This window comes from Pyramidobacter sp. YE332 (assembly GCF_033060595.1).
Classification (GTDB): domain Bacteria; phylum Synergistota; class Synergistia; order Synergistales; family Dethiosulfovibrionaceae; genus Pyramidobacter.
Genome location: NZ_CP133038.1, coordinates 1,702,045 through 1,720,349, shown reverse-complemented (window position 1 = coordinate 1,720,349; position 18,305 = coordinate 1,702,045). Strand labels below are relative to the sequence as shown.

Genomic DNA, 18,305 nt, shown 5'->3' with positions numbered 1-18,305 from the left:
ATGAACGTAAAAGAACTTCGCCCGATCGTCATCGGCGGCGGCAATCTGGGCGGCGCCGTAGCGCGCGGGCTGTCCCGCGCCGGCGTCAGGCCCGTGGTGGTCCAGCGCCGGGGAGCGAATTTCGACGCGCTGAGCGGCGACGGCGTCGAAACGGTCGCCGCTTTGGCCGAGGCTGCGCCGCTGGCGCGCGGCCCCGTGTTCGTCGCGTTGAAACCGTGGTTGATCGAAAGCTACTGCGCGGAAAACGCGGCCGTGCTGGCCGGGCGCGCGCTGGTTTCCTGCGCGGCGCTGGTCAGCCTGGAATTGCTGAAGAAAGCGGCGCCGAACGCCCGCTGGGGGCGCGTGATGCCGAACATCGCTTCCGCCGTCGGGGCCGGATTTACCGGCATCGTCCGCGGCGACTGGAGCGACGGTGACTTCGAGGAAGTTCGCGGGCTCTGCGCGCTCTTCGGCGACGTCGTAGAAGTGTCCGAAAAGGATCTGGACGGCGTCGTCTGCCTTTCCGGCTCGGCGATCGCCTATGTGCTGGAACTGCTGGAAGGATTTATCCAGGGCGGTCTGGCCGTGGGCATGAAAAGCGATCTGTCGCTGCGCGCCGGCGCGGCGACGCTGATCGGCGCCGCCGAACTGGCGCGGCAGAAGAACGTTCATCCCGCCGCGCTCAAGGATTCCGTCTGCACTCCCGGCGGCACGACCATCGCCGGGCTGCGCGCCCTCCAGCGCGCGGGATTCAAAAGCGCCTTCGTCGAGGCGCTCGCGGCCACGGTCGAAAAGGCCAGGGAAGGCGCCGCCGCGTTCGAGAAATCGCGCCGATAAAAACGCCGGAGGGCGGAGAACATGCGACGTTCTCCGCCCTCCGGCGTTTTTTTGCGACGCGGTTTTCCGGCGCGCTGCGGGCTAGCGTTTGTCGTAGCTTTCGCAAAGATGCTTGAACTCGCCGTAGCCTTCTTCGTCCAGCTTGTCGTAGGGGATGAAACGCAGCGCCGCGCTGTTGATGCAGTAGCGCAGCCCGCCTTTTTCCTTGGGACCGTCGTCGAAAACGTGCCCCAGATGGCTGTCGCCGCTTTGGCTGCGCACCTCGGTCCGGCTCATGCCGTAACTGCCGTCGTGACGTTCGACGACGACAGCCGGCTCGATCGGTTTCGAAAAGCTGGGCCAGCCGCAGCCGGAATCGAACTTCGCTTCGGACGAGAAGAGCGGTTCGCCGGTGACGACGTCGACGTACAGCCCCGGTTCGCGGTTGTCGAAATATTCGTTGGCGAACGGGCGTTCCGTGGCGGCTTCCTGCGTCACGGCGTACTGGGCCGGCGTCAGTTTTTTCCTGAGCTCGGCGGCGGACGGCTTGGCGTATTTCCTTTCGGGCGCGGGCGGCGCTTTCGCTTTCAGTCCGTTGAGCGTGCTGAAGTCGACGTGACAATATCCGCCGGGGTTCTTTTTCAGATAATCCTGATGATACTCCTCGGCCGCGGAGAAGTTTTCCAGCGGCAGCAGTTCCGTAGCGAGTTTTTGTTCGTGCTTCTTTTGCTCGGCGGCGAAAAGACGCTCGAGGATCTCGCGGTCTGCGGCGTCGGCGTAATACACGCCCGTGCGGTACTGGCGGCCGACGTCGTTTCCCTGCCGGTCGCGAACGGTCGGGTCGATGATCGCGAAAAACTGTTCCGTCAGCGTTTCCAGACTGACGAGCCGCGGGTCGTAACTGACGCGCACGGTCTCGGCGTGCCCGGTGTTCCCGGAGCAGACTTCCCGGTAGGTCGGATTTGCCGTGTGCCCGTTGGCGTATCCCGACACGGCGTCGCTCACGCCGGGAATGCGCGAAAAATATTCTTCAACGCCCCAAAAACAGCCGCCTGCGAAGTAGATCTCTTTCAGATTTTTCATGTCCGCTCCTTCGTTTTTCGTCGCGAGAGCTCCCGCTCGTGTCCCGCCTGTCGCAAAAGGCATGGCCGAAAACAACGCCGCCAGCACTACGAGAATCGTTCTTTTCATAAGTGTCTCCCTTCCGATGTCAGGTCGTTCGCCTCGCGTTTCATGCGGGCGCTGATCTTTGTGCCGAGGCTATTATACTTTATGGAGGCGAGAATAGGCGAGCCCTGCGGGGCGGAAGACGCTTTTCAGGGTTGACAGACGCGGGCGGAGAGAGTAGAATTCCTCATGTTCGGCGTCATCGGGTGATTAGCTCAGAGGAAGAGCGCTTCCCTGACACGGAAGAGGTCACAAGTTCGATTCTTGTATCACCCACCATTGTTGTCCATACGCCCCGATAAAGGGTGATTAGCTCAGAGGAAGAGCGCTTCCCTGACACGGAAGAGGTCACAAGTTCGATTCTTGTATCACCCACCATGGTTTCGAGAGCATCTTTTCAAGGTGCTCTTTTTTTGTAGAGAAAAATATAGATTGAATTTCTGTCTTGATGATTCTAATACAGTTCCAATTTGATTTTTTTTAAGTTGAAACTGTTGTAAAATAGTGCGGAGCGGTATAGTATAAGGCGGTGAAAACATGATTGCCGGTGTCGGAATGGATCTCTGCGGCGTGGAGCGCATGCGGGAAGCCTGCGAGAGCGAAGCTTTTTGTCGAAGAGTTTTTACCGAAGCGGAGTTGTCTTACGCGGCGGGGAAAAAATCGCGCGCCTGTCATCTTGCCGCGGCGTACGCGGCGAAGGAGGCCTTTGCCAAAGCGACCGGTTTGGGCTTGGCAAAGCTGGGGCTTCACAGCGTGAGCGTGCGTCACGACGCGGAAGGGCGGCCTTTTCTTGTTCTCGATCCGCAGACGCCGGCGCTGGAGCCGTACCGCCGGGCGCGTTTTCATCTTTCGCTCAGCCATGACGGCGGCATCGCGGCCGCCGTGGTGATCTACGAGACGGAAGGAGTCTGATGGCCGTGATCCCGTGGTACGCGAACGGAAAAGTGAGAGTCCTTGACGCGCGGCTGATCGAATCCGGCCTGTCGGGCCTGGAACTGATGGAGCGCGTCGGCCGCGGCATTGTCGATTTTATCCTGAAACAGCCGCTCGCTCATTCAGCGTTGATTTTGGCGGGCGCCGGGAACAACGGCGGCGACGGCTTCGTGGTCGCCCGGCTTTTGATGGAACGAGGCTGGAAAGCGACGGTGCTTCTCAGCCACGAGGCCTCCCGTTCCCAGGGCGACGCCGCCGTCAATCTGACGAGGCTCGGGAAGATGGCGGTGCCGGTCGTTGAAAGCGGCACCCTTGACGAAACGGCGCTGACGGAGCTGTTGAATTCGCACGATCTTGTCGTCGACGCGCTTCTGGGCACCGGCGCGGTGGGTGCGCCCCGCGGCGAGACCGCCCGTCTGATCGCGGCGCTCAATCGCTGCCGCTTTGGCCGTCGTGTGCTGGCGGTAGACATCCCCAGCGGCGCGGAAGGCGGCGAGGGCGTCGAAGCGCAGTGGACCTGCACGGCCGGCGGCCGGAAACTGTCGATGGCGACGGGGCGCGGCGCGGCCTTGGCGGGGGAGACGATCCTGATCCCTCTGGACGAGAACGCCGCGCCGCTGCTGGGAGTTCCCGATGCGCTGGAGCTGGAAGAGCGCGACGTGCGAAATTTCCTTCCCCGCCGCCGGATCGACGACCACAAAGGCCGCCGCGGCGGCGTGCTGATCGTCGCCGGATCAAAACGCTACCGCGGCGCGGCTCTTCTGGCGGCGCGCGGCGCTCTGCGCGCCGGCGCGGGGCTGGCGGTGCTGGCTTCGGTTCCGGAAGTTCTGAACGCTCTCGCAGTATCGCTCCCGGAAGCGATCTCTGAACCGCTGGACACTCCGGGTTCTCTTGAGGCGGTCATGCGGAAATGGCGCCCCCGCTGCACAGCGCTTCTGATCGGTTCGGGGCTCGACCGCGACGACCGCGCCCGCGAACTGTGCCGGATCGGCGCGCAATGGGACGGCCCGTCCTTGTGGGACGGCGACGGCCTGTACTGGCTGGGCGAAGATGATATAAGCCCCGCGCGGTGCTGTCTGACGCCTCACGAGGGCGAAGCGGCGGCGCTCCTCGGCGGGCGAGCTCCCGTGCGGGATCGCTTCGAGGCGGCGGGAGCTTTGGCGCGACGTTGCGGCCCCGTGCTCTTGAAAGGGTACCGCTCGCTTGTCGTCGCTCCGGAGCAGACGCCGTGGATCGTGCCGCGCGGGGATCGGACGTTGGCCGTGCCGGGGTCGGGCGACGTGCTGGCGGGGGCCTGCGCGGCCCTGCTGGCCGCGGGAGTTCCCGAGGAAAAGGCGCTGGCGTTGGGGGCCTGGTGCCACGGCGCGGCCGGAGAGACCCTGGGCCGTACGCGGGGACGAGACGGTATGCTGGCTCACGAAGTGGCCGATCGCCTGCCGGCGGTTTTGAAGGAGCTGAACGGAGCGTGCTGACGGTAAAAAAAGAACCGGACGGACGAAGCTGTTTTTCGCTCGACGGACTTGACGATACGCGGGCGTTGGGAGAAAAAATCGCCGCCGTCCTGCGTCCCGGCATGACGCTGCTGATGGCGGGGGAGCTGGGCGCCGGCAAGACGACGCTGGTGCGCGAGCTGTGCCGAGCGCTGGGCTGGAAGCGGACCTGCAGTCCGTCTTTCGCGTTGGTCAACGAATACGCGCGGGCGCGGATCCCGGTCGCGCATGCCGACCTGTACCGTCTGGAGCGCGTCGACGGCCGGGAGTTGGGCTTTGACGAGTATCTCGACAGCGGCTGGGTGCTGATCGTCGAATGGCCGGAACGCTTCGCCCGAGACGATTTCGAAGATGTCTGGCGCTGCGAGATGTCTGCCGCGGGCGAGAAACGCCGCTTCCGCGTCGCCGCTGCGGGCGAAACGGCGCGGAGCGCTTTGGCGCAGCTGGAGAAGGCGTGTTCATGAGCGACGTCCTCTTATCCATAGATTGTTCCAACCGTTGGTCCTGCCTGGGACTGGCTGTCGGCGGAAAGATCGCCGGCGAGTGCAATCTCGACCTTGGCCGCGAACAGGCGGCCCGTCTGCCCCTGCTGGCGGCGGAACTGCTGGCCGGACACGGGCTGAAAGTTCGGGACGTGACGTGCGTCGCCGTGACGGTCGGTCCCGGCTATTTTACCGGCATCCGCATCGGCATGGCCTACGCCGCCGGCCTGGCCTTCGCCCTCGGCATCGGCATCGTGCCGCTGTGCAGCTTGGAGGCGGTGCTTCGTTCCTGCCCGGGCTGGAATCGCGGCGTGAAGGCGCCGCTGATCGCCGCGTCGCGCGAGCGGGCTTTTTCCAGCGCGTACAGGGACGGTCGTCCCGTGCTGGCCCAAAAAGAACGCGCGTACGAGGAACTTTTATCGGAACTGCATGAGATTTCGCGTGATTTTGAAATGTGGTCGGTGAAAGATGCGCGCTTGTTTGCCTCGTCGCCTCGCGAGGGGGTACAATACATCGCAAACCCGAGCGGCGCGGCGCACGCGGCGCTGGCGCTGGAGCGTCTCCGTACAAGTATAAAGCCGGACGAGCTGAGAGCTCGCTATCTGCGCGAGCCCGGCCTCGGCCGTTCTTTATAGATTTCTGTTTTTTCGTTGCACGTGGGGGAAGTTTTTTTATTTTTCTGGAGGTGAAGGTGTTGGCCAAGAAGTTCGACGTATCTATCAACAAAACTTGGTGCAAAGGATGCAGTCTATGCGTTTCCGTTTGCCCCAAGAAGGTTCTTGCCCTGAACGACAGAGTGAAGTCCGAGGCTGTACATCCGGAAGAGTGCATCGGTTGCAGATCATGCGAAAATATCTGCCCCGATCTTGCGATCACTGTGCGAGAGGATGGGACGAAATAATGGCTGAGATCAAATTCTGGCAGGGCAACGAAGCCGTCGCGTTTGGCGCGCTGGCGGCGGGATGCAAATTCTACGCGGGGTATCCGATCACCCCCTCGACGGAAGTCATGGAGACGATGGCGGTCGAACTGCCCAAGATCGGCGGCGTCTTCCAGCAGATGGAAGACGAGCTTGGCGCCTGTGGCTGCGCCATCGGCGCTTCCATTGCCGGCGTCAAGTCCATGACGGCCAGTTCCGGCCCGGGCTTCACGCTGAAGCAGGAAAACCTGGGCCTGGCTTATGAAGCCGAAATTCCCCTGGTTGTCGTCGACGTCATGCGCGGCGGCCCTTCCACGGGACTTCCCACGCAGGGCGCCCAGCAGGACGTCATGCAGGCCCGCTGGGGCACGCATGGCGATCACGGCACGATCGCCCTGGCCCCCGCTTCGGTGGAGGAGTGCTATACGCTCACGGTCGAGGCGTTCAACCTGGCGGAGCGTTTTCGCCAGCCCGTTCTTATCATGAGCGACGCCGAGATCGGACACATGAGGGAAAAGTTCGTCGTGCCCGATCCCGAGAATCTGAAGGTCGTCGACCGCAAAAAACCGTCCGTCGATCCTGAGCACTTCGTGCCCTATCAGGCCGATCCCGAAGACGACGTTCCGCCCATGGCCGGCTTTGGCGACGGATACCGCTGGCACGTCACGGGGCTGACCCATAACGATTGGGGATTCCCCACGACCGATCCGAGCGACATCGACAAGAAAATGCGCCGTCTGATGCGCAAAATCGACCGTTTCCGCGACGACATCGTCAAGTTCGACACCGTCGAAGCGGGAGACGCGGAAATCCTCGTCGTGTCCTACGGCAGCGTCTCCCGTTCCAGCGTCCGCGCCGTGCGCGACGCCCGCGCCCAAGGCATCAAGGTGGGACATTTCCGCCCCATCACTCTGTGGCCGTTTGCGGACAAAGAACTGGAGCGCCTGGCCCGCCGCGTCAAGACCATCATCGTGCCCGAGCTGAACTGCGGCCAGATGGCGCTTGAAGTCGAGCGCGCCGTTCACGGCAAGGCCCGCGTCGTGCCGCTGAACCGCGTGGACGGCGAGCTTTTCCAGCCCACCGAAATTTTCAACAAGATCGTCGAGGAGGCCAAGTAAGATGCCCAGCAAAGAAGTCTTTGAATGGATGCGCCCTCGCTTTTTCCCTCATATGTGGTGTCCCGGCTGCGGCCACGGAATCATTCTCAACGCGCTGCTGCGGGCCGTCGTCGATCTGAAGCTTGATCCTGCCCAGACCGTTTTCGCGTCCGGCATCGGCTGTTCCAGCCGCCTTCCCGGTTACGTCAACGCCTGCACGCTGCACACCACTCACGGCCGTTCGCTGGCCTATGCCACCGGCATCAAGATGGCCAAGCCGCAGCTCACCGTCATCGACGTCATGGGCGACGGCGACTGCAGCGCCATCGGCGGGAACCACTTTATCCACGCCTGCCGCCGCAACATCGACATCACCGCCGTCGTCATGAACAACAACATCTACGGCATGACCGGCGGCCAGATGTCGCCGACGACGCCGATCGGCGCCATCGCCAAGACGGCCCCTTACGGCGTCACCGATCCCTCCTTCGACATCTGCAAGCTGGCGGCCGGCGCCGGCGCGACCTTCGTGGCCCGCACCTGCGTGGCCAATCCGCGCGACGTCGAAAAGACGATCACGCTGGCCGTGAAACATCACGGCTTCTCCGTGGTCGAAGTGGCCGGTTTCTGTCATACCCAGTACGGCCGCTACAACAAACTGAAAACTCCCATCGTCAACATCGAGTACCTCAAGCAGCATCTCGTGCCCGCCAAGAAGGCCGCCGAGATGTCGCCCGAAGAACTCCAGGGCAAGATCGTGACGGGCGTGTTCGTCGACACCGAGCGCGCCGAGTACACCGATCAGTACAAGGCTCTTCTTGAGCGCGTTATGGCTAAGTAGGAGGCGCTTCCATGTCCAAACGTTTCGAAATCTGTCTGGCCGGTTCCGGCGGCCAGGGCGTCATCACCGCGGCCATCATGGCCGGCGAAGCCGCTTCTATTTTCTGCGACGGCCTTTACGCCGTGCAGACGCAGAGCTACGGCCCCGCGGCCCGCGGCGGCTCGGCGAAGGCCGAAGTCGTGATCTCCGACGAACCCATCGATTACCCCAAGCCCATCAATCCCGATCTGATGATCTGTTTGACCGGCGGCGCCGCCGACAAGTACGCCGGCGACGTGAAGCACGGCGGCCGTTTGATTCTCGACAGCTTTGCCGTCGAGGAAGTGCCGGTGGTGGACGCGAACATCTATCAGCTTCCCATCATCCAGACGGCCCGCGACAAGATCGGCCGCGAGATCGTCACCAACATGGTCGCTCTCGGCATGGTCGCCCGCGTGCTTGAGCTCGAGGGCATGATGAAGCCCGAAGCCGTCCGCAAGGCTATGCTCGACCGCGTCCCCAGAGGCACGGAGGAATTGAATTCCAAGGCCTTCGACGAAGGTTACAGCATGTTCAAGGACGCTCCCGCCCATATGCAGTAAGTTCCGGGTGCAGAAGTAGAAAATCCTCCGCTCTGTTTCGGGCGGAGGATTTTTTGTGCCGTGCGCGCGTCGGCCGGGAGAATATTCCCGACGGAGCGGGTATAATGGGCGAAAGAAAAGAGAACGAGGGAGGTCCCACGATGGAACAACTTTATATCGACAGAATGAACTCCGCCGGTCAGGGGATCGGGCGTGCCGCCGACGGGCGGACCGTGTTCGTGGAGGGGGCGCTGCCGGGGGAAACGGCGGTCATCGCCGTGCGGCAGGAAAAGAAAAATTACATTCAGGCGCGCGTCGAGCGCGTCGTGGAAGCCAGTCCGGAGCGCCGCGAAGCGCCCTGTCGCTGGTACCGCAGCTGCGGCGGCTGCCAGCTTCAGCACGCCGAGTACACGTTGCAGTGTCAGATCAAAGCGATGCTTGCCGCCGACGCCCTGCGCCGCATCGGCGGCTTCGAGATCGACGGCGAGATCCCCTGCGTGCCGTCCCGCAGCGAATGGCGCTACCGCAACAAAGCGTCCTTTCCCGTGCGCGCCAGGGGACGCGCCGGCGACATCGGCTTTTTCAAACGCGGCTCGCACGAGATCGTTCCCGTCGATCGCTGCCCCGTTATCTGCGACCGCGCCAACAAGCTGTACGCTGTTATCAAGAACATGATCAACTACGGGCGCTTCTGCTGCTACGACGAAAAGAGCAACAGCGGCTGGCTGCGGCACGTCGTCATCCGCAGCGCCCGCGACGGCGAGGAACTCCTGCTGATCCTCGTCGGCGCCGCCCGTCCCGAGGGCGGCGCGCTCGAGTCGCTCGAACGGCTCTACGATCATCTCAAAGAGCGTTTTCCGGAACTGCGCGGACTTGTCGTCAACGTCAATCCCGACGAGGGCAACGTCATCATCGGCGCAGAGTCCGTGCTCGTCAAAGGCGAAGACCGCCTGACGGAGCGGCTGGGAAACTTCAGGCTGGATTACGACGGCACGTCGTTCTTCCAGGCGAACTCGGAGCAGGCGGAACAGCTCTTTGCATATGCCGCCAGCCTGGTGGAAGGGCAGAATCTGCTCGAACTTTACTGCGGCGTCGGCGCGCTGACGGCGTTTCTGTCCCGGAAAGCGAAGACCGTCACGGCGGTCGAAGTATGGCCCTCTGCCGCCGCGCTGGCGCGGGAAAACGGCGAGTTCAACCGGATCGAAGGGCTGACCGTGGTCCAGGGCGCGGCGGAAAACGTCGTCACTCCCGCCGATCTCGAAGGCATCGACTGCGTCGTCGTCGATCCGCCCCGCGCCGGCTGCGACAAAAGCCTGATCGAGACCATCGCCGCCAGCCGCGTGCCGCGCGTCCTCTACATCTCCTGCAACCCCGCCACCCTCGCCCGCGACGCCGCCCTCCTGCGCGACGCCGGCTACGCCCTCGACATGGACAGCCTCAAAGTCTTCGACATGTTCCCGCAGACGTGCCATGTTGAAACCGTCGTGAGCCTCGTAAGGTCGAACTGATCGAGATCTTGCATTTTATACACTATTCGGAGCATTTCACGTTTGGGAAGATTGCATGGTCAGAACATGGTAAAGAAGCTGGAGAGGTATGTTCACGTCAGTGTGGCGATTGAGATTGTAATAGTAGGAGCGATCGCTGCCGAAAAGAGAAACGCTTGGAGGAATTAAACAAATCGTCAGTTTATCTATCCGTCTCTCTGTACATTGCATTGCTCTGCTTACAATATTAATATTTATCCGAATCGCTCATGGAGGAATGACCAATGTATGAGTTGATACAAGTTTCTGAGCGGAATTATTACATCCAGAGTCCGGCGAAAATCGGGCTGACCAAACTAAACGACCACAATATTTGCCTGATAGACAGCGGAAACGATAAGGATGCCGGAAGAAAAGTCCGACAGCTTCTCGATGCCAACGGATGGCAGCTTACCGCGATTTATAATACGCATGCCAATGCAGACCATATCGGTGGCAATCAGTATTTACAGAGACAGACCGGGTGTAAGATCTATGCTCCGAGGATTGACTGTGCATTTACCCGCCATCCTATCCTTGAACCTTCCTTTTTGTATGGCGGTTTCCCGTGTAAGGAACTGCGCCATAAATTTCTCATGGCTCAAGAGAGCGACGCACAGGAACTGACGTCGGAATCTATACCGGAGGGATTTGAAATTATCCCGTTACCGGGGCATTTTTTCGATATGGTAGGCTTTCGCACACCGGATGATGTGGTCTATCTGGCCGACTGCTTATCCAGCCGCGAAACGCTAGACAAGTATCAAATTAACTTTATCTATGATATTGATGCATATCTAAAGACGCTTGAGATGGTAAAAACTATGCAGGCAAAGATGTTTGTTCCGTCTCATGCCGCTGCCTCTGAGGAGATTGCCAGCCTTGCTCAGTACAACATCAATAAAGTGTTGGAAATTGCAGAAAAGATTATCGATATCTGTCAGCACCCGCTCTGCTTTGAGTCAATCCTGAAAGAGCTTTTTGACAACTACGGTTTGAGTATGAACTTTGAGCAGTATGTTTTGATTGGAAGTACGGTGCGCTCATATCTTACATGGCTGAAAGACACCGGCAGACTGAATTATTTGTTTGAAAATAATATGTTGCTCTGGCAGCGGGTATAGGGGATTGTTATGGCTAGGAGTGGTAAAAGAGTACTTCTCAAAGTTTGGAATCGCACATCAGGTGAAAGAATTTGGTGTTTCCAGTGCCACCGTAGAGTTAACGGCTCGGGCGCTGAGGTGTGAACCCTGTCGAATTGCATAGACTCTTTTATTAGAAATGCGAAAGACGATACTAAACTTGAAATGAAACGTTGTCGCCACTCATCGCACGAGTCTGACGAATTGTCGTCACATAGCACAGTCGATGCACATGGTGACCGTGGCGCTGCTATCGTGGGAGACGCTTGTCTGTAACGCGCTCTCCTAAATTGCCTCTTTGGGCAGCAATTAGAGCTGTCGGGCTCCGTTGGACTGGCAATGATGGAACTTCGTTGTTCAATGGGCTGGATAAAAGTATTGCCGGAGGTGCGGTATAAGCATGACGAACGACCAAAGAGAAAAAACAGTCGAACGCTGGTTTGCTATGTGGCTTCGACAGGACGATTCCGGGATCGGCGCGGTATTCGAGGAAGACGCCCTTTACATCGAGAGCTGGGGGCCTCAATATGAAGGTCTCGAAAAGATCGGAAAATGGTTCCGCGAGTGGAACACGCGCGGGCGCGTCCTGCGGTGGGATATCAAGCGATATTTTCACAGCGGCGCCACAACGGTCGTCGAATGGGACTTCAAGGATGAAATGGCCGGCGGCAAGTCCGAAGAATTTGAGGGAATGTCTCTCATCGAGTGGTCGCCGGGGAACAAAATCGCTTTTTTGAAGGAGTTCGGCTGCAACAAAAACCGTTACGATCCTTATCGAAACGGAGAAAGACCGGTCTTTGCCGACGAAGAAGCAAAATGGTTTTGACTGGCCGCACGTCCTGAACGCAATGGAGATGAGTATATGATTCACGGGAACGAGAAAACGCAAAATCGGGTTCTTTTTTGTACGTGTACGGACGTAAAATGTCCGAACCATCCGAGTAACCATAATAGAGGGTGCAATCCGTGTATCGCCAAAAATCTTGCGCTGGGCGAGATCCCGACCTGCTTCTTTAAGAAAGTTGACCCGGAATACAGGGGACCGGGGTACTTTATGAAGGATTTTGCTGCATTGGTCATGCGTAAGAACGAAACCGAAAATGAACGCCAAGGGCCTCATACTATTTCTTGATAAAAAGCATTAACAGAGTTTGCAGGGCGCTGCGAGGGAGATCCACAAAGCGGGCTGCGCAGACCGCGCAACGGTCGAGGGAGTCCTGAACGACTGAACTCCCTCGCAGCGCCCTTGCGTTCATCCTTTTAATTGAAAAATAATATTAAGAATGATTGGAAATGAACGATGAAACAAATCAATGTCCGCAAGGATCGATAGCAAGAGCGGGACTTTCGCTTGATCCGGTGAAAGTTCCGCTCTTGCTATTGTTCCTCGTGTCGGTAGGGCAGAATATCGGTGCGGTAAAATCCCCACAGGCGTTCCATCGCCTTTTCGGGGGTGAAGAAGTTTTCTTCGAGGATGTGCGCCCAGGCTTTGTCGCTGACGCCGCCGACGTATTCCGTAAAGTCGGGATCGTTTTTCGTCAGCGCCAGTTCGAGCGTCTTCTGACGGAAGACCTTCCAGTCTTTCAGATCGCCGTTGGCGTTGTAGCCGGTTTTGCCGCAGCAGCTCATTCGAGTTGCCTCCTTTGCAGAATCATAACCACCGGCCGTGCCGGTGGTTTGCACAAGCCCCCTTGGGGCATCTTCCCAGCCGAGCCTATAGGCTCATCGAAAAGTCTGTCAGCCGCACAACTCTCACAGGCTGCCCCTAAAGGGGCTCTCTACTTGCCTTCCTGTGCCGGCTTACCCGTAAACGGGTCAACGTACTCTTTGATCGTCAACTGTTCCTCGGCATGATCTTCCTGTAATTGATTCCTGATGGAGGTCTCTATTGCATTCTTGTTGCGTCCTACCGTGCTTACGTAATAACCGCGGCACCAGAAATGTCGATTGCCATATTTGTACTTCAGATTCGCGTACTTCTCATAAATCATCAGGCTGCTTTTACCTTTCAAGTAACCCATCACCTGTGATATGCTGTATTTGGGCGGTATACTCAGCAACATGTGGACGTGATCTTTACATGCTTCCGCCTTCAATATTTCGATTCCTTTGTACGCGCACAGTTTTCTCAGCATCAAGCCAATGTCTTGTTTGATCTTCCCGTAGATGATCTGGCGGCGATACTTCGGCGCAAATACCACGTGATACTTACACTCCCACTTCGTGTGTGCTAAACTACTTATGTCAAGTTTCATCAGGACTTGATCCTCCTTTGGTTTGGCTTGGCGGCTGACAGACCGTTCTTACTTTACCAAAGGAGGAGTCCTTTTTCTCCATAGCTAAAGCCTTTTGGAACCACCGGCACTGCCGGTGGTTTTCGTTTTACAGAAAAACAGCGAGGGCGCGAAAAGCGCTCTCGCTGCAACGAACGGAAAAGAACTACTTGGCGGCTTTGGCGGTCAGATATTCGTCGATCGCCTGGGCGGCCGTCTTGCCGGCGCCCATGGCGAGGATGACGGTGGCCGCGCCGGTGACGATGTCGCCGCCGGCGTAGACGCCTTCGATGGAGGTGGCGCCGCCGGTAGCCTCGTCGGCCTCGATATAGCCGCGCTTGTTGGTCTTCAGCTCGGGCCAGGCGTTCAGCAGGACTTTGTTGGAACTCTGTCCGATGGCTTCGATGACGGTGTCGATTTCGAGCGTGAACTCGCTGCCTTCGATCGGCTTGGGGCTTCTGCGGCCGGAAGCGTCGGGTTCGCCCAGCTCCATGCGCTGGCACTTGACGCCGACCAGCTTGCCCATTTCGTTCTTGTCGTCGCCGCTGTAGGCGATGTACTCTGTCGGAGCGGTGAGGAACTCGAACTTGACGCCCTCTTCGACGGCGTGATGATACTCTTCGATACGGGCGGGCAGCTCGTCCACGGAGCGGCGGTAGAGCACCGTCACGCTCTCGGCGCCAAGGCGCAGGGCCGAGCGGGCGGCGTCCATGGCGACGTTGCCGCCGCCGATGACGGCCACGTGCTTGGACTTCTTGGCCGGCGTGTCGTAGGCGGGGAACTCGTAACCGTGCATCAGGTTGATGCGGGTCAGATATTCGCTGGCGGAGAAGACGCCGTTCAGGTTGGTGCCGGGCGTGCCGGCGAACTTGGGCGTGCCGGCGCCGGTGGCGATGTAGACGGCGTCGAAGTTCTTCTGGATCTCTTCGACGGTGACGGTGCGGCTGGCGACGACGTTGACTTCGACGTCGACGCCGAGCGCCCGGATGTTGTCGATCTCGTGCTGCACGATCGCCTTGGGCAGACGGAATTCGGGGATGCCGTACATCAAAACGCCGCCGGGCAGGTGCAGGGCTTCGAAAATGGTGACCTTGTAGCCCAGCTTGGCCAGATCGCCGGCCACGGTGAGGCTGGAGGGACCGGAGCCGATGACGGCCACTTTGCCCTTGCCGTTATAGGGAACGGGTTCGGGCTTGACGGCAGGTTGCGCCGCTTTCCAGTCGGCGGCGAAGCGCTCGAGCTTGCCGATGGCGACGGGCTCGTTGTTCATACCCGTGGCGCGGTCCTTCATGCGTCCCACGGTGCAGACGCCCTCGCACTGCTTTTCCTGAGGGCAGACGCGGCCGCAGACGGCGGGCAGGGCCGTGGACTGGCTGAGGATGTCGAACGACTTTTCGAAATCGCCGTCCTTGATCGCGGCGATGAAATCGGGGATATGGATGGCGACGGGGCAGCCCTTGATGCAGGGGGCGTTTTTGCAGTGCAGGCAGCGGGCGGCTTCCTGCATCGCTTCTTCGGGGGTGTAACCGAGGCAGACTTCTTTGAAGTTATGGGCGCGGACCTTGGGATCCTGCTCGGAAATAGGGGTCTTTTTCGGAGAAATGGCCATGTTATTCACCAACCTCGCTTTTGTACTTGTCGAGAGAGATCTTCTCTTCATCCTTGTACTGGCGCAGACGGGTCATGAACTCGTTCCAGTTCACGCCCCAGCCGTCGAACTCGGGACCGTCGACGCAGGCGAAACGGATCTTGTCGTTGACGGTGACGCGGCAACAGCCGCACATGCCGGTGCCGTCGATCATGATGGGATTGAGCGAGACCCAGCAGGGGATCTGCAGTTCCTTCGCCTTCAGCGAGGCGAACTTCATCATGATGGAAGGTCCGATGGCCCAGCAGTAGTCGATCTTTTCGCCGCGCTGAGCGAGCATGTCCATGGCCGTGGTGACGACGCCCTTGACGCCGTACGAACCGTCGTCGGTGGTGACGATCAATTCGTCGGAGTACTTAGCGCACTCGTCCATCATGATGACGAGGTCCTTGGTGCGCCCGCCGAGGATGGTGATGACTTTGTTGCCGGCTTCCTTGAGAGCCTTGATGATGGGGAACAGCGCCGCGATGCCGACGCCGCCGCCGATCATGAGCACCGTGCCGTATTTCTTGACCTCGCTGGGCGTGCCCAGGGGACCGAGAATGTCGTGGATGCAGTCGCCTTCGTTGAGCCTGCCAAGAGCCGTGGTCGTTTTGCCGACGGTCTGGAAGATCATGCGGATGCGGCCGCCCTCGCGGTCGTACTCGGCGACGGTCAAAGGAATGCGTTCCCCCGTCTCGTTCACGCGCAGGACGCAGAACTGTCCGGCACGTCCGTTGCGAGCGATCTGCGGCGCGTCGACCCAGATGTCGAATTCGTTGGCCGCAAAGGCGCTCTTGGAAAGAATCTTGAACATGTAATGTCCCCCTATCGATATAAATATTCAAGATGGCTTCAGGAATTTCCCTATAGCTGAAACAGGCCGGAATGTGTAAAATAAATGTACGTCCTCCGTGTCAGACCTGAAACAGTTATTCCCTTGTGAAAGATTATACAACGGCAGTTACGTTTTACAAGCGGGGCGAAAGCGAAATACAATTCCTCATTATGCTAAAAAACACAGCAAAAGATCAGAAGTGTCGCGTTTTGTGAGAAAAAAGAGACATCTTTTTAACGTCTCGAGGGCGGCGGATCGGTACTATTTATTCGAGAGAGGAAGGACAGAGTCATGCTGAAAATTCGTCTTACCGAGGCACAGAAGGTCGGCAACGAGCTGCCGGACGTCGGGATCGCGCTCGAGACCGCGTGGAAAACGCTTCTTGACGGCGCCCGCCAGGAGAAAAACGGCTACGGCTGGATGAACCTGCCCGGGCGGGATCTTTCCGCGCTGAAGGAAATGGCGCGCGAATTGGCGCGATTCGGGCAGATCGTGCTGATCGGCATCGGCGGCTCGGCGCTGGGCACGCAGATGCTGATGAACGCTTTTTGCGACCCGCTGTATCCGTTTTCCGAAAAAAGCGGGCGGCCGCAGCTTTTCGTCGCCGATAACGCCGACGCCCGCAGCAACGAGGCGATCTGGGCGCAGATCGAGCCGCGGCGCGCGGCGCTGCTGGTCGTCAGCAAGTCCGGCCGTACGCTGGAGACGCTGAGCAACTTTTTGTTTTTCAGGGAGAAACTGTCGGCGGCGCTTGGCGCGGACGTTGAGAAGCATATTTTTGCCGTGACGGATCCGGCGAAAGGATTCCTTCACGCCTATGCGGCCGAGAAGAAAACGCGCCGCCTCGACTTTCCCGCGGACACAGGCGGGCGTTATTCGGTGCTTTCCGCCTGCGGGCTGGCGGCCGCCGGCGCGCTGGGCATCGACGCGGAGCGGCTGCTGGCCGGCGCGGCGGCGATGAAGAAAGCGCTGCTGGCGGACACGGCCGGCAGCGCGGCGACGGCGATCGCGCGGGAAGTGCTGCGCGGCGAAGCGGCCGGCCGCAACGTGACGGTGTTTTGGTCCTACGGCGACCGGCTCAAGTCGGTGAGCGAGTGGTTCGCGCAGCTCTGGGGCGAAAGCCTCGGCAAGAACGGCCTCGGCCTGACGCCGCAGGCGGCGCTGGGTTCCATCGACCAGCACTCGCAGCTGCAGCTCTACACCTCGGGGCCGGACGATAAGTTCTTCTTCTTCCTCAGCGAAAAGCCCGGCGTGAAAGGACGCCTGACGATCCCGGCGGAGAAACTTTTCGACGAGGCGCGCTATCTCGACGGCACGTCGCAGGAACGCGTTTTGGACTGCGAACGCCGCGGCGTCGTCGCTTCCCTGAAACGCCGCGGGCGGCCGCTGTGCGAGATCGAGCTGGAACGGGCGGACGAGTTCTGCCTGGGCGGCCTGATCTTCCTGCTCGAAACGGTGACGGCGCTGGTCGGCCTGGCGCTCGGCGTCGATCCCTTCGACCAGCCCGGCGTGGAAGAGGGGAAGAATTACGCTCTGGCGCTGTGCGGCAGCGCGGATTACGCCGGTTACCTGAAAACGCTCGAAAACATCGAAACCGGTTCGAAGAGCGCGATCTTTTCAGTAGAATGATAGAGTGTATTTTCAAGAAAGACGGGCCGTCGCGAAAAATTTTCGCGACGGCCCGCCTTTCTTGAAAAAATCTCAAAGATCGGGCTGCCGCTCCGAATCCGAAACGGAACGATCCGACTCGTACACGCCCGCGTAGAGCCGCGGCGTCGCCGTCCAATGGTCGGCGGGGGCGTGGTTTTCCAGCGCGTGGAGGATGCTCTGCTTGAGGTCAGGGAAACGCGGCTTGAGCTCGGCGATCAGCGACTTGGTGCGCGAGCGCTCGGTGTCGGCGCCGTACTTGCAGCAGTGCTGGAAGGTGGCGACGCCGAGACGGTCCAGTTCGTTTCGGATCTGGAATTCGCTGAGATAGATCATGGGGCGGATCAGCCACATCTCGGCGCGGTCGTGCCAGAGTTTGGGCTGGAAGCTGCGGAAGCGCCCGTTGCGCAGCAGGTTCATCAGCCCCGTTTCGACGACGTCGTCGAGATTGTGCCCGAGCGCCAGCTTGTTGCAGCCGGCCTTTTTGGCGGCGGCGTTGAGGATGCCGCGGCGCAGATTGGCGCAGAGGCTGCATGGGGATTCTTCCCGCTTGACGTCGATGATGTGCTCGATGGCGTAAGGGATCACGTGCAGGGGCACCTGCAGCGAATCGCAGAGAGTTTGGAGCGGCGCGGGGTCCCATTGGCCGTTGGTCATGTCGACGCTGAAAGCCTGCAGATCGTATTTGACCGGGCTGTAAGTCTTGATGAATTTGAGGATGCAAAGCAGCAGCAGACTGTCCTTGCCTCCGGAAACGCCGACGGCGATGCGGTCGCCGGGCGTGATCATGTCGTACCGGTAGATGGCCCTTCCCGTCAGGCGGCGGATTTTCGCGCTGATCCGCAGCGGTTCGGGACGATTTTTCCCTTCGATTTCGTCCATGGAAACTCTCCCCCTTGTGCAGGCCAGAAAATTCTAGCATATATTTTTTGATTTTTCCCGTCGGAGTTGATATGTGTGCTAAAATT

The 18,305-nt window shown here is 59.6% G+C and carries 20 protein-coding genes and 2 tRNA genes; 16 read left to right on the top strand and 6 right to left on the bottom strand.

Annotation, left to right across the window (positions count from 1 at the left end):
* On the top strand, window positions 1-816 hold the full coding sequence (locus RAH42_RS08120; protein WP_078015091.1) for a pyrroline-5-carboxylate reductase dimerization domain-containing protein: 816 nt from the start codon (window positions 1-3) through the stop codon (window positions 814-816).
* Between the two features lie 81 nt (window positions 817-897).
* Here the strand turns inward: RAH42_RS08120 and msrA are convergent, their stop codons facing one another.
* The gene (gene msrA / locus RAH42_RS08115; RefSeq protein ID WP_317539232.1) at window positions 898-1,878 is read right to left on the bottom strand and encodes a peptide-methionine (S)-S-oxide reductase MsrA; all 981 of its coding nucleotides are present in this window, start codon (window positions 1,876-1,878) and stop codon (window positions 898-900) included.
* 288 nt (window positions 1,879-2,166) lie between these two features.
* Between msrA and RAH42_RS08110 the strand changes: the two genes are divergently transcribed.
* From RAH42_RS08110 to RAH42_RS08045, 14 genes are all read left to right on the top strand, one after another.
* Window positions 2,167-2,241: transfer RNA gene (locus tag RAH42_RS08110), tRNA-Val, on the top strand.
* Window positions 2,242-2,265: 24 nt separating this feature from the next.
* Window positions 2,266-2,340 (top strand) — tRNA-Val (locus RAH42_RS08105).
* A 159-nt stretch (window positions 2,341-2,499) separates the two neighbouring features.
* A complete protein-coding gene (acpS, locus tag RAH42_RS08100; protein ID WP_296425454.1) occupies window positions 2,500-2,874 on the top strand; it encodes a holo-ACP synthase in 375 nt (124 codons plus the stop codon).
* On the top strand, window positions 2,874-4,367 hold the full coding sequence (locus RAH42_RS08095) for an NAD(P)H-hydrate dehydratase (protein ID WP_317539231.1): 1,494 nt from the start codon (window positions 2,874-2,876) through the stop codon (window positions 4,365-4,367). Before acpS ends, RAH42_RS08095 begins: the two co-directional genes overlap by 1 nt.
* Complete coding sequence (gene tsaE, locus RAH42_RS08090; protein ID WP_317539230.1) at window positions 4,361-4,849, top strand: tRNA (adenosine(37)-N6)-threonylcarbamoyltransferase complex ATPase subunit type 1 TsaE; 489 nt, start codon at window positions 4,361-4,363, stop codon at window positions 4,847-4,849. Before RAH42_RS08095 ends, tsaE begins: the two co-directional genes overlap by 7 nt.
* Window positions 4,846-5,502: a tRNA (adenosine(37)-N6)-threonylcarbamoyltransferase complex dimerization subunit type 1 TsaB gene (tsaB, locus tag RAH42_RS08085; RefSeq protein WP_317539229.1), complete on the top strand. Its 657-nt coding sequence runs from the start codon at window positions 4,846-4,848 to the stop codon at window positions 5,500-5,502. Before tsaE ends, tsaB begins: the two co-directional genes overlap by 4 nt.
* A gap of 59 nt (window positions 5,503-5,561) precedes the next feature.
* On the top strand, window positions 5,562-5,768 hold the full coding sequence (locus RAH42_RS08080; protein ID WP_120371662.1) for a 4Fe-4S binding protein: 207 nt from the start codon (window positions 5,562-5,564) through the stop codon (window positions 5,766-5,768).
* Window positions 5,768-6,904, top strand: coding sequence for a 2-oxoacid:acceptor oxidoreductase subunit alpha (locus RAH42_RS08075; protein WP_317539228.1), 1,137 nt, complete (start codon window positions 5,768-5,770; stop codon window positions 6,902-6,904). Before RAH42_RS08080 ends, RAH42_RS08075 begins: the two co-directional genes overlap by 1 nt.
* Before the next feature lies 1 nt (window position 6,905).
* Complete coding sequence (locus RAH42_RS08070; RefSeq protein ID WP_296425466.1) at window positions 6,906-7,724, top strand: 2-oxoacid:ferredoxin oxidoreductase subunit beta; 819 nt, start codon at window positions 6,906-6,908, stop codon at window positions 7,722-7,724.
* Between the two features lie 11 nt (window positions 7,725-7,735).
* Window positions 7,736-8,305: a 2-oxoacid:acceptor oxidoreductase family protein gene (locus tag RAH42_RS08065; RefSeq protein ID WP_120371664.1), complete on the top strand. Its 570-nt coding sequence runs from the start codon at window positions 7,736-7,738 to the stop codon at window positions 8,303-8,305.
* 140 nt (window positions 8,306-8,445) lie between these two features.
* Window positions 8,446-9,792: a 23S rRNA (uracil(1939)-C(5))-methyltransferase RlmD gene (gene rlmD, locus RAH42_RS08060; RefSeq protein ID WP_317539227.1), complete on the top strand. Its 1,347-nt coding sequence runs from the start codon at window positions 8,446-8,448 to the stop codon at window positions 9,790-9,792.
* A gap of 263 nt (window positions 9,793-10,055) precedes the next feature.
* The gene (locus tag RAH42_RS08055) at window positions 10,056-10,934 is read left to right on the top strand and encodes an MBL fold metallo-hydrolase (RefSeq protein ID WP_317539226.1); all 879 of its coding nucleotides are present in this window, start codon (window positions 10,056-10,058) and stop codon (window positions 10,932-10,934) included.
* A 418-nt stretch (window positions 10,935-11,352) separates the two neighbouring features.
* On the top strand, window positions 11,353-11,778 hold the full coding sequence (locus RAH42_RS08050) for a nuclear transport factor 2 family protein (RefSeq protein WP_317539225.1): 426 nt from the start codon (window positions 11,353-11,355) through the stop codon (window positions 11,776-11,778).
* 36 nt (window positions 11,779-11,814) lie between these two features.
* Entirely contained in the window at window positions 11,815-12,084 is a 270-nt protein-coding gene (locus RAH42_RS08045) for a DUF6485 family protein (protein WP_317539224.1), read from the top strand.
* Window positions 12,085-12,329: 245 nt separating this feature from the next.
* Here RAH42_RS08045 and RAH42_RS08040 read toward each other — a convergent pair whose 3' ends face one another.
* From RAH42_RS08040 to RAH42_RS08025, 4 genes are all read right to left on the bottom strand, one after another.
* Window positions 12,330-12,581: a DUF255 domain-containing protein gene (locus RAH42_RS08040; RefSeq protein ID WP_317539223.1), complete on the bottom strand. Its 252-nt coding sequence runs from the start codon at window positions 12,579-12,581 to the stop codon at window positions 12,330-12,332.
* 149 nt (window positions 12,582-12,730) lie between these two features.
* A complete protein-coding gene (gene tnpA, locus RAH42_RS08035; protein ID WP_317539222.1) occupies window positions 12,731-13,207 on the bottom strand; it encodes an IS200/IS605 family transposase in 477 nt (158 codons plus the stop codon).
* 184 nt (window positions 13,208-13,391) lie between these two features.
* Window positions 13,392-14,834 carry an NADPH-dependent glutamate synthase gene (gene gltA, locus RAH42_RS08030; protein WP_120373055.1) on the bottom strand — a complete coding sequence of 481 codons (1,443 nt, stop codon included), beginning with the start codon at window positions 14,832-14,834 and terminating at the stop codon, window positions 13,392-13,394.
* Window position 14,835: 1 nt separating this feature from the next.
* On the bottom strand, window positions 14,836-15,669 hold the full coding sequence (locus tag RAH42_RS08025) for a sulfide/dihydroorotate dehydrogenase-like FAD/NAD-binding protein (RefSeq protein WP_120373054.1): 834 nt from the start codon (window positions 15,667-15,669) through the stop codon (window positions 14,836-14,838).
* Between the two features lie 312 nt (window positions 15,670-15,981).
* Between RAH42_RS08025 and RAH42_RS08020 the strand changes: the two genes are divergently transcribed.
* On the top strand, window positions 15,982-17,319 hold the full coding sequence (locus RAH42_RS08020; protein WP_317539221.1) for a glucose-6-phosphate isomerase: 1,338 nt from the start codon (window positions 15,982-15,984) through the stop codon (window positions 17,317-17,319).
* Window positions 17,320-17,391: 72 nt separating this feature from the next.
* Here RAH42_RS08020 and RAH42_RS08015 read toward each other — a convergent pair whose 3' ends face one another.
* Window positions 17,392-18,219, bottom strand: a complete 828-nt coding sequence (locus tag RAH42_RS08015; protein WP_317539220.1) for an ATP-binding protein — start codon at window positions 18,217-18,219, stop codon at window positions 17,392-17,394.
* Window positions 18,220-18,305 lie beyond the last annotated feature (86 nt).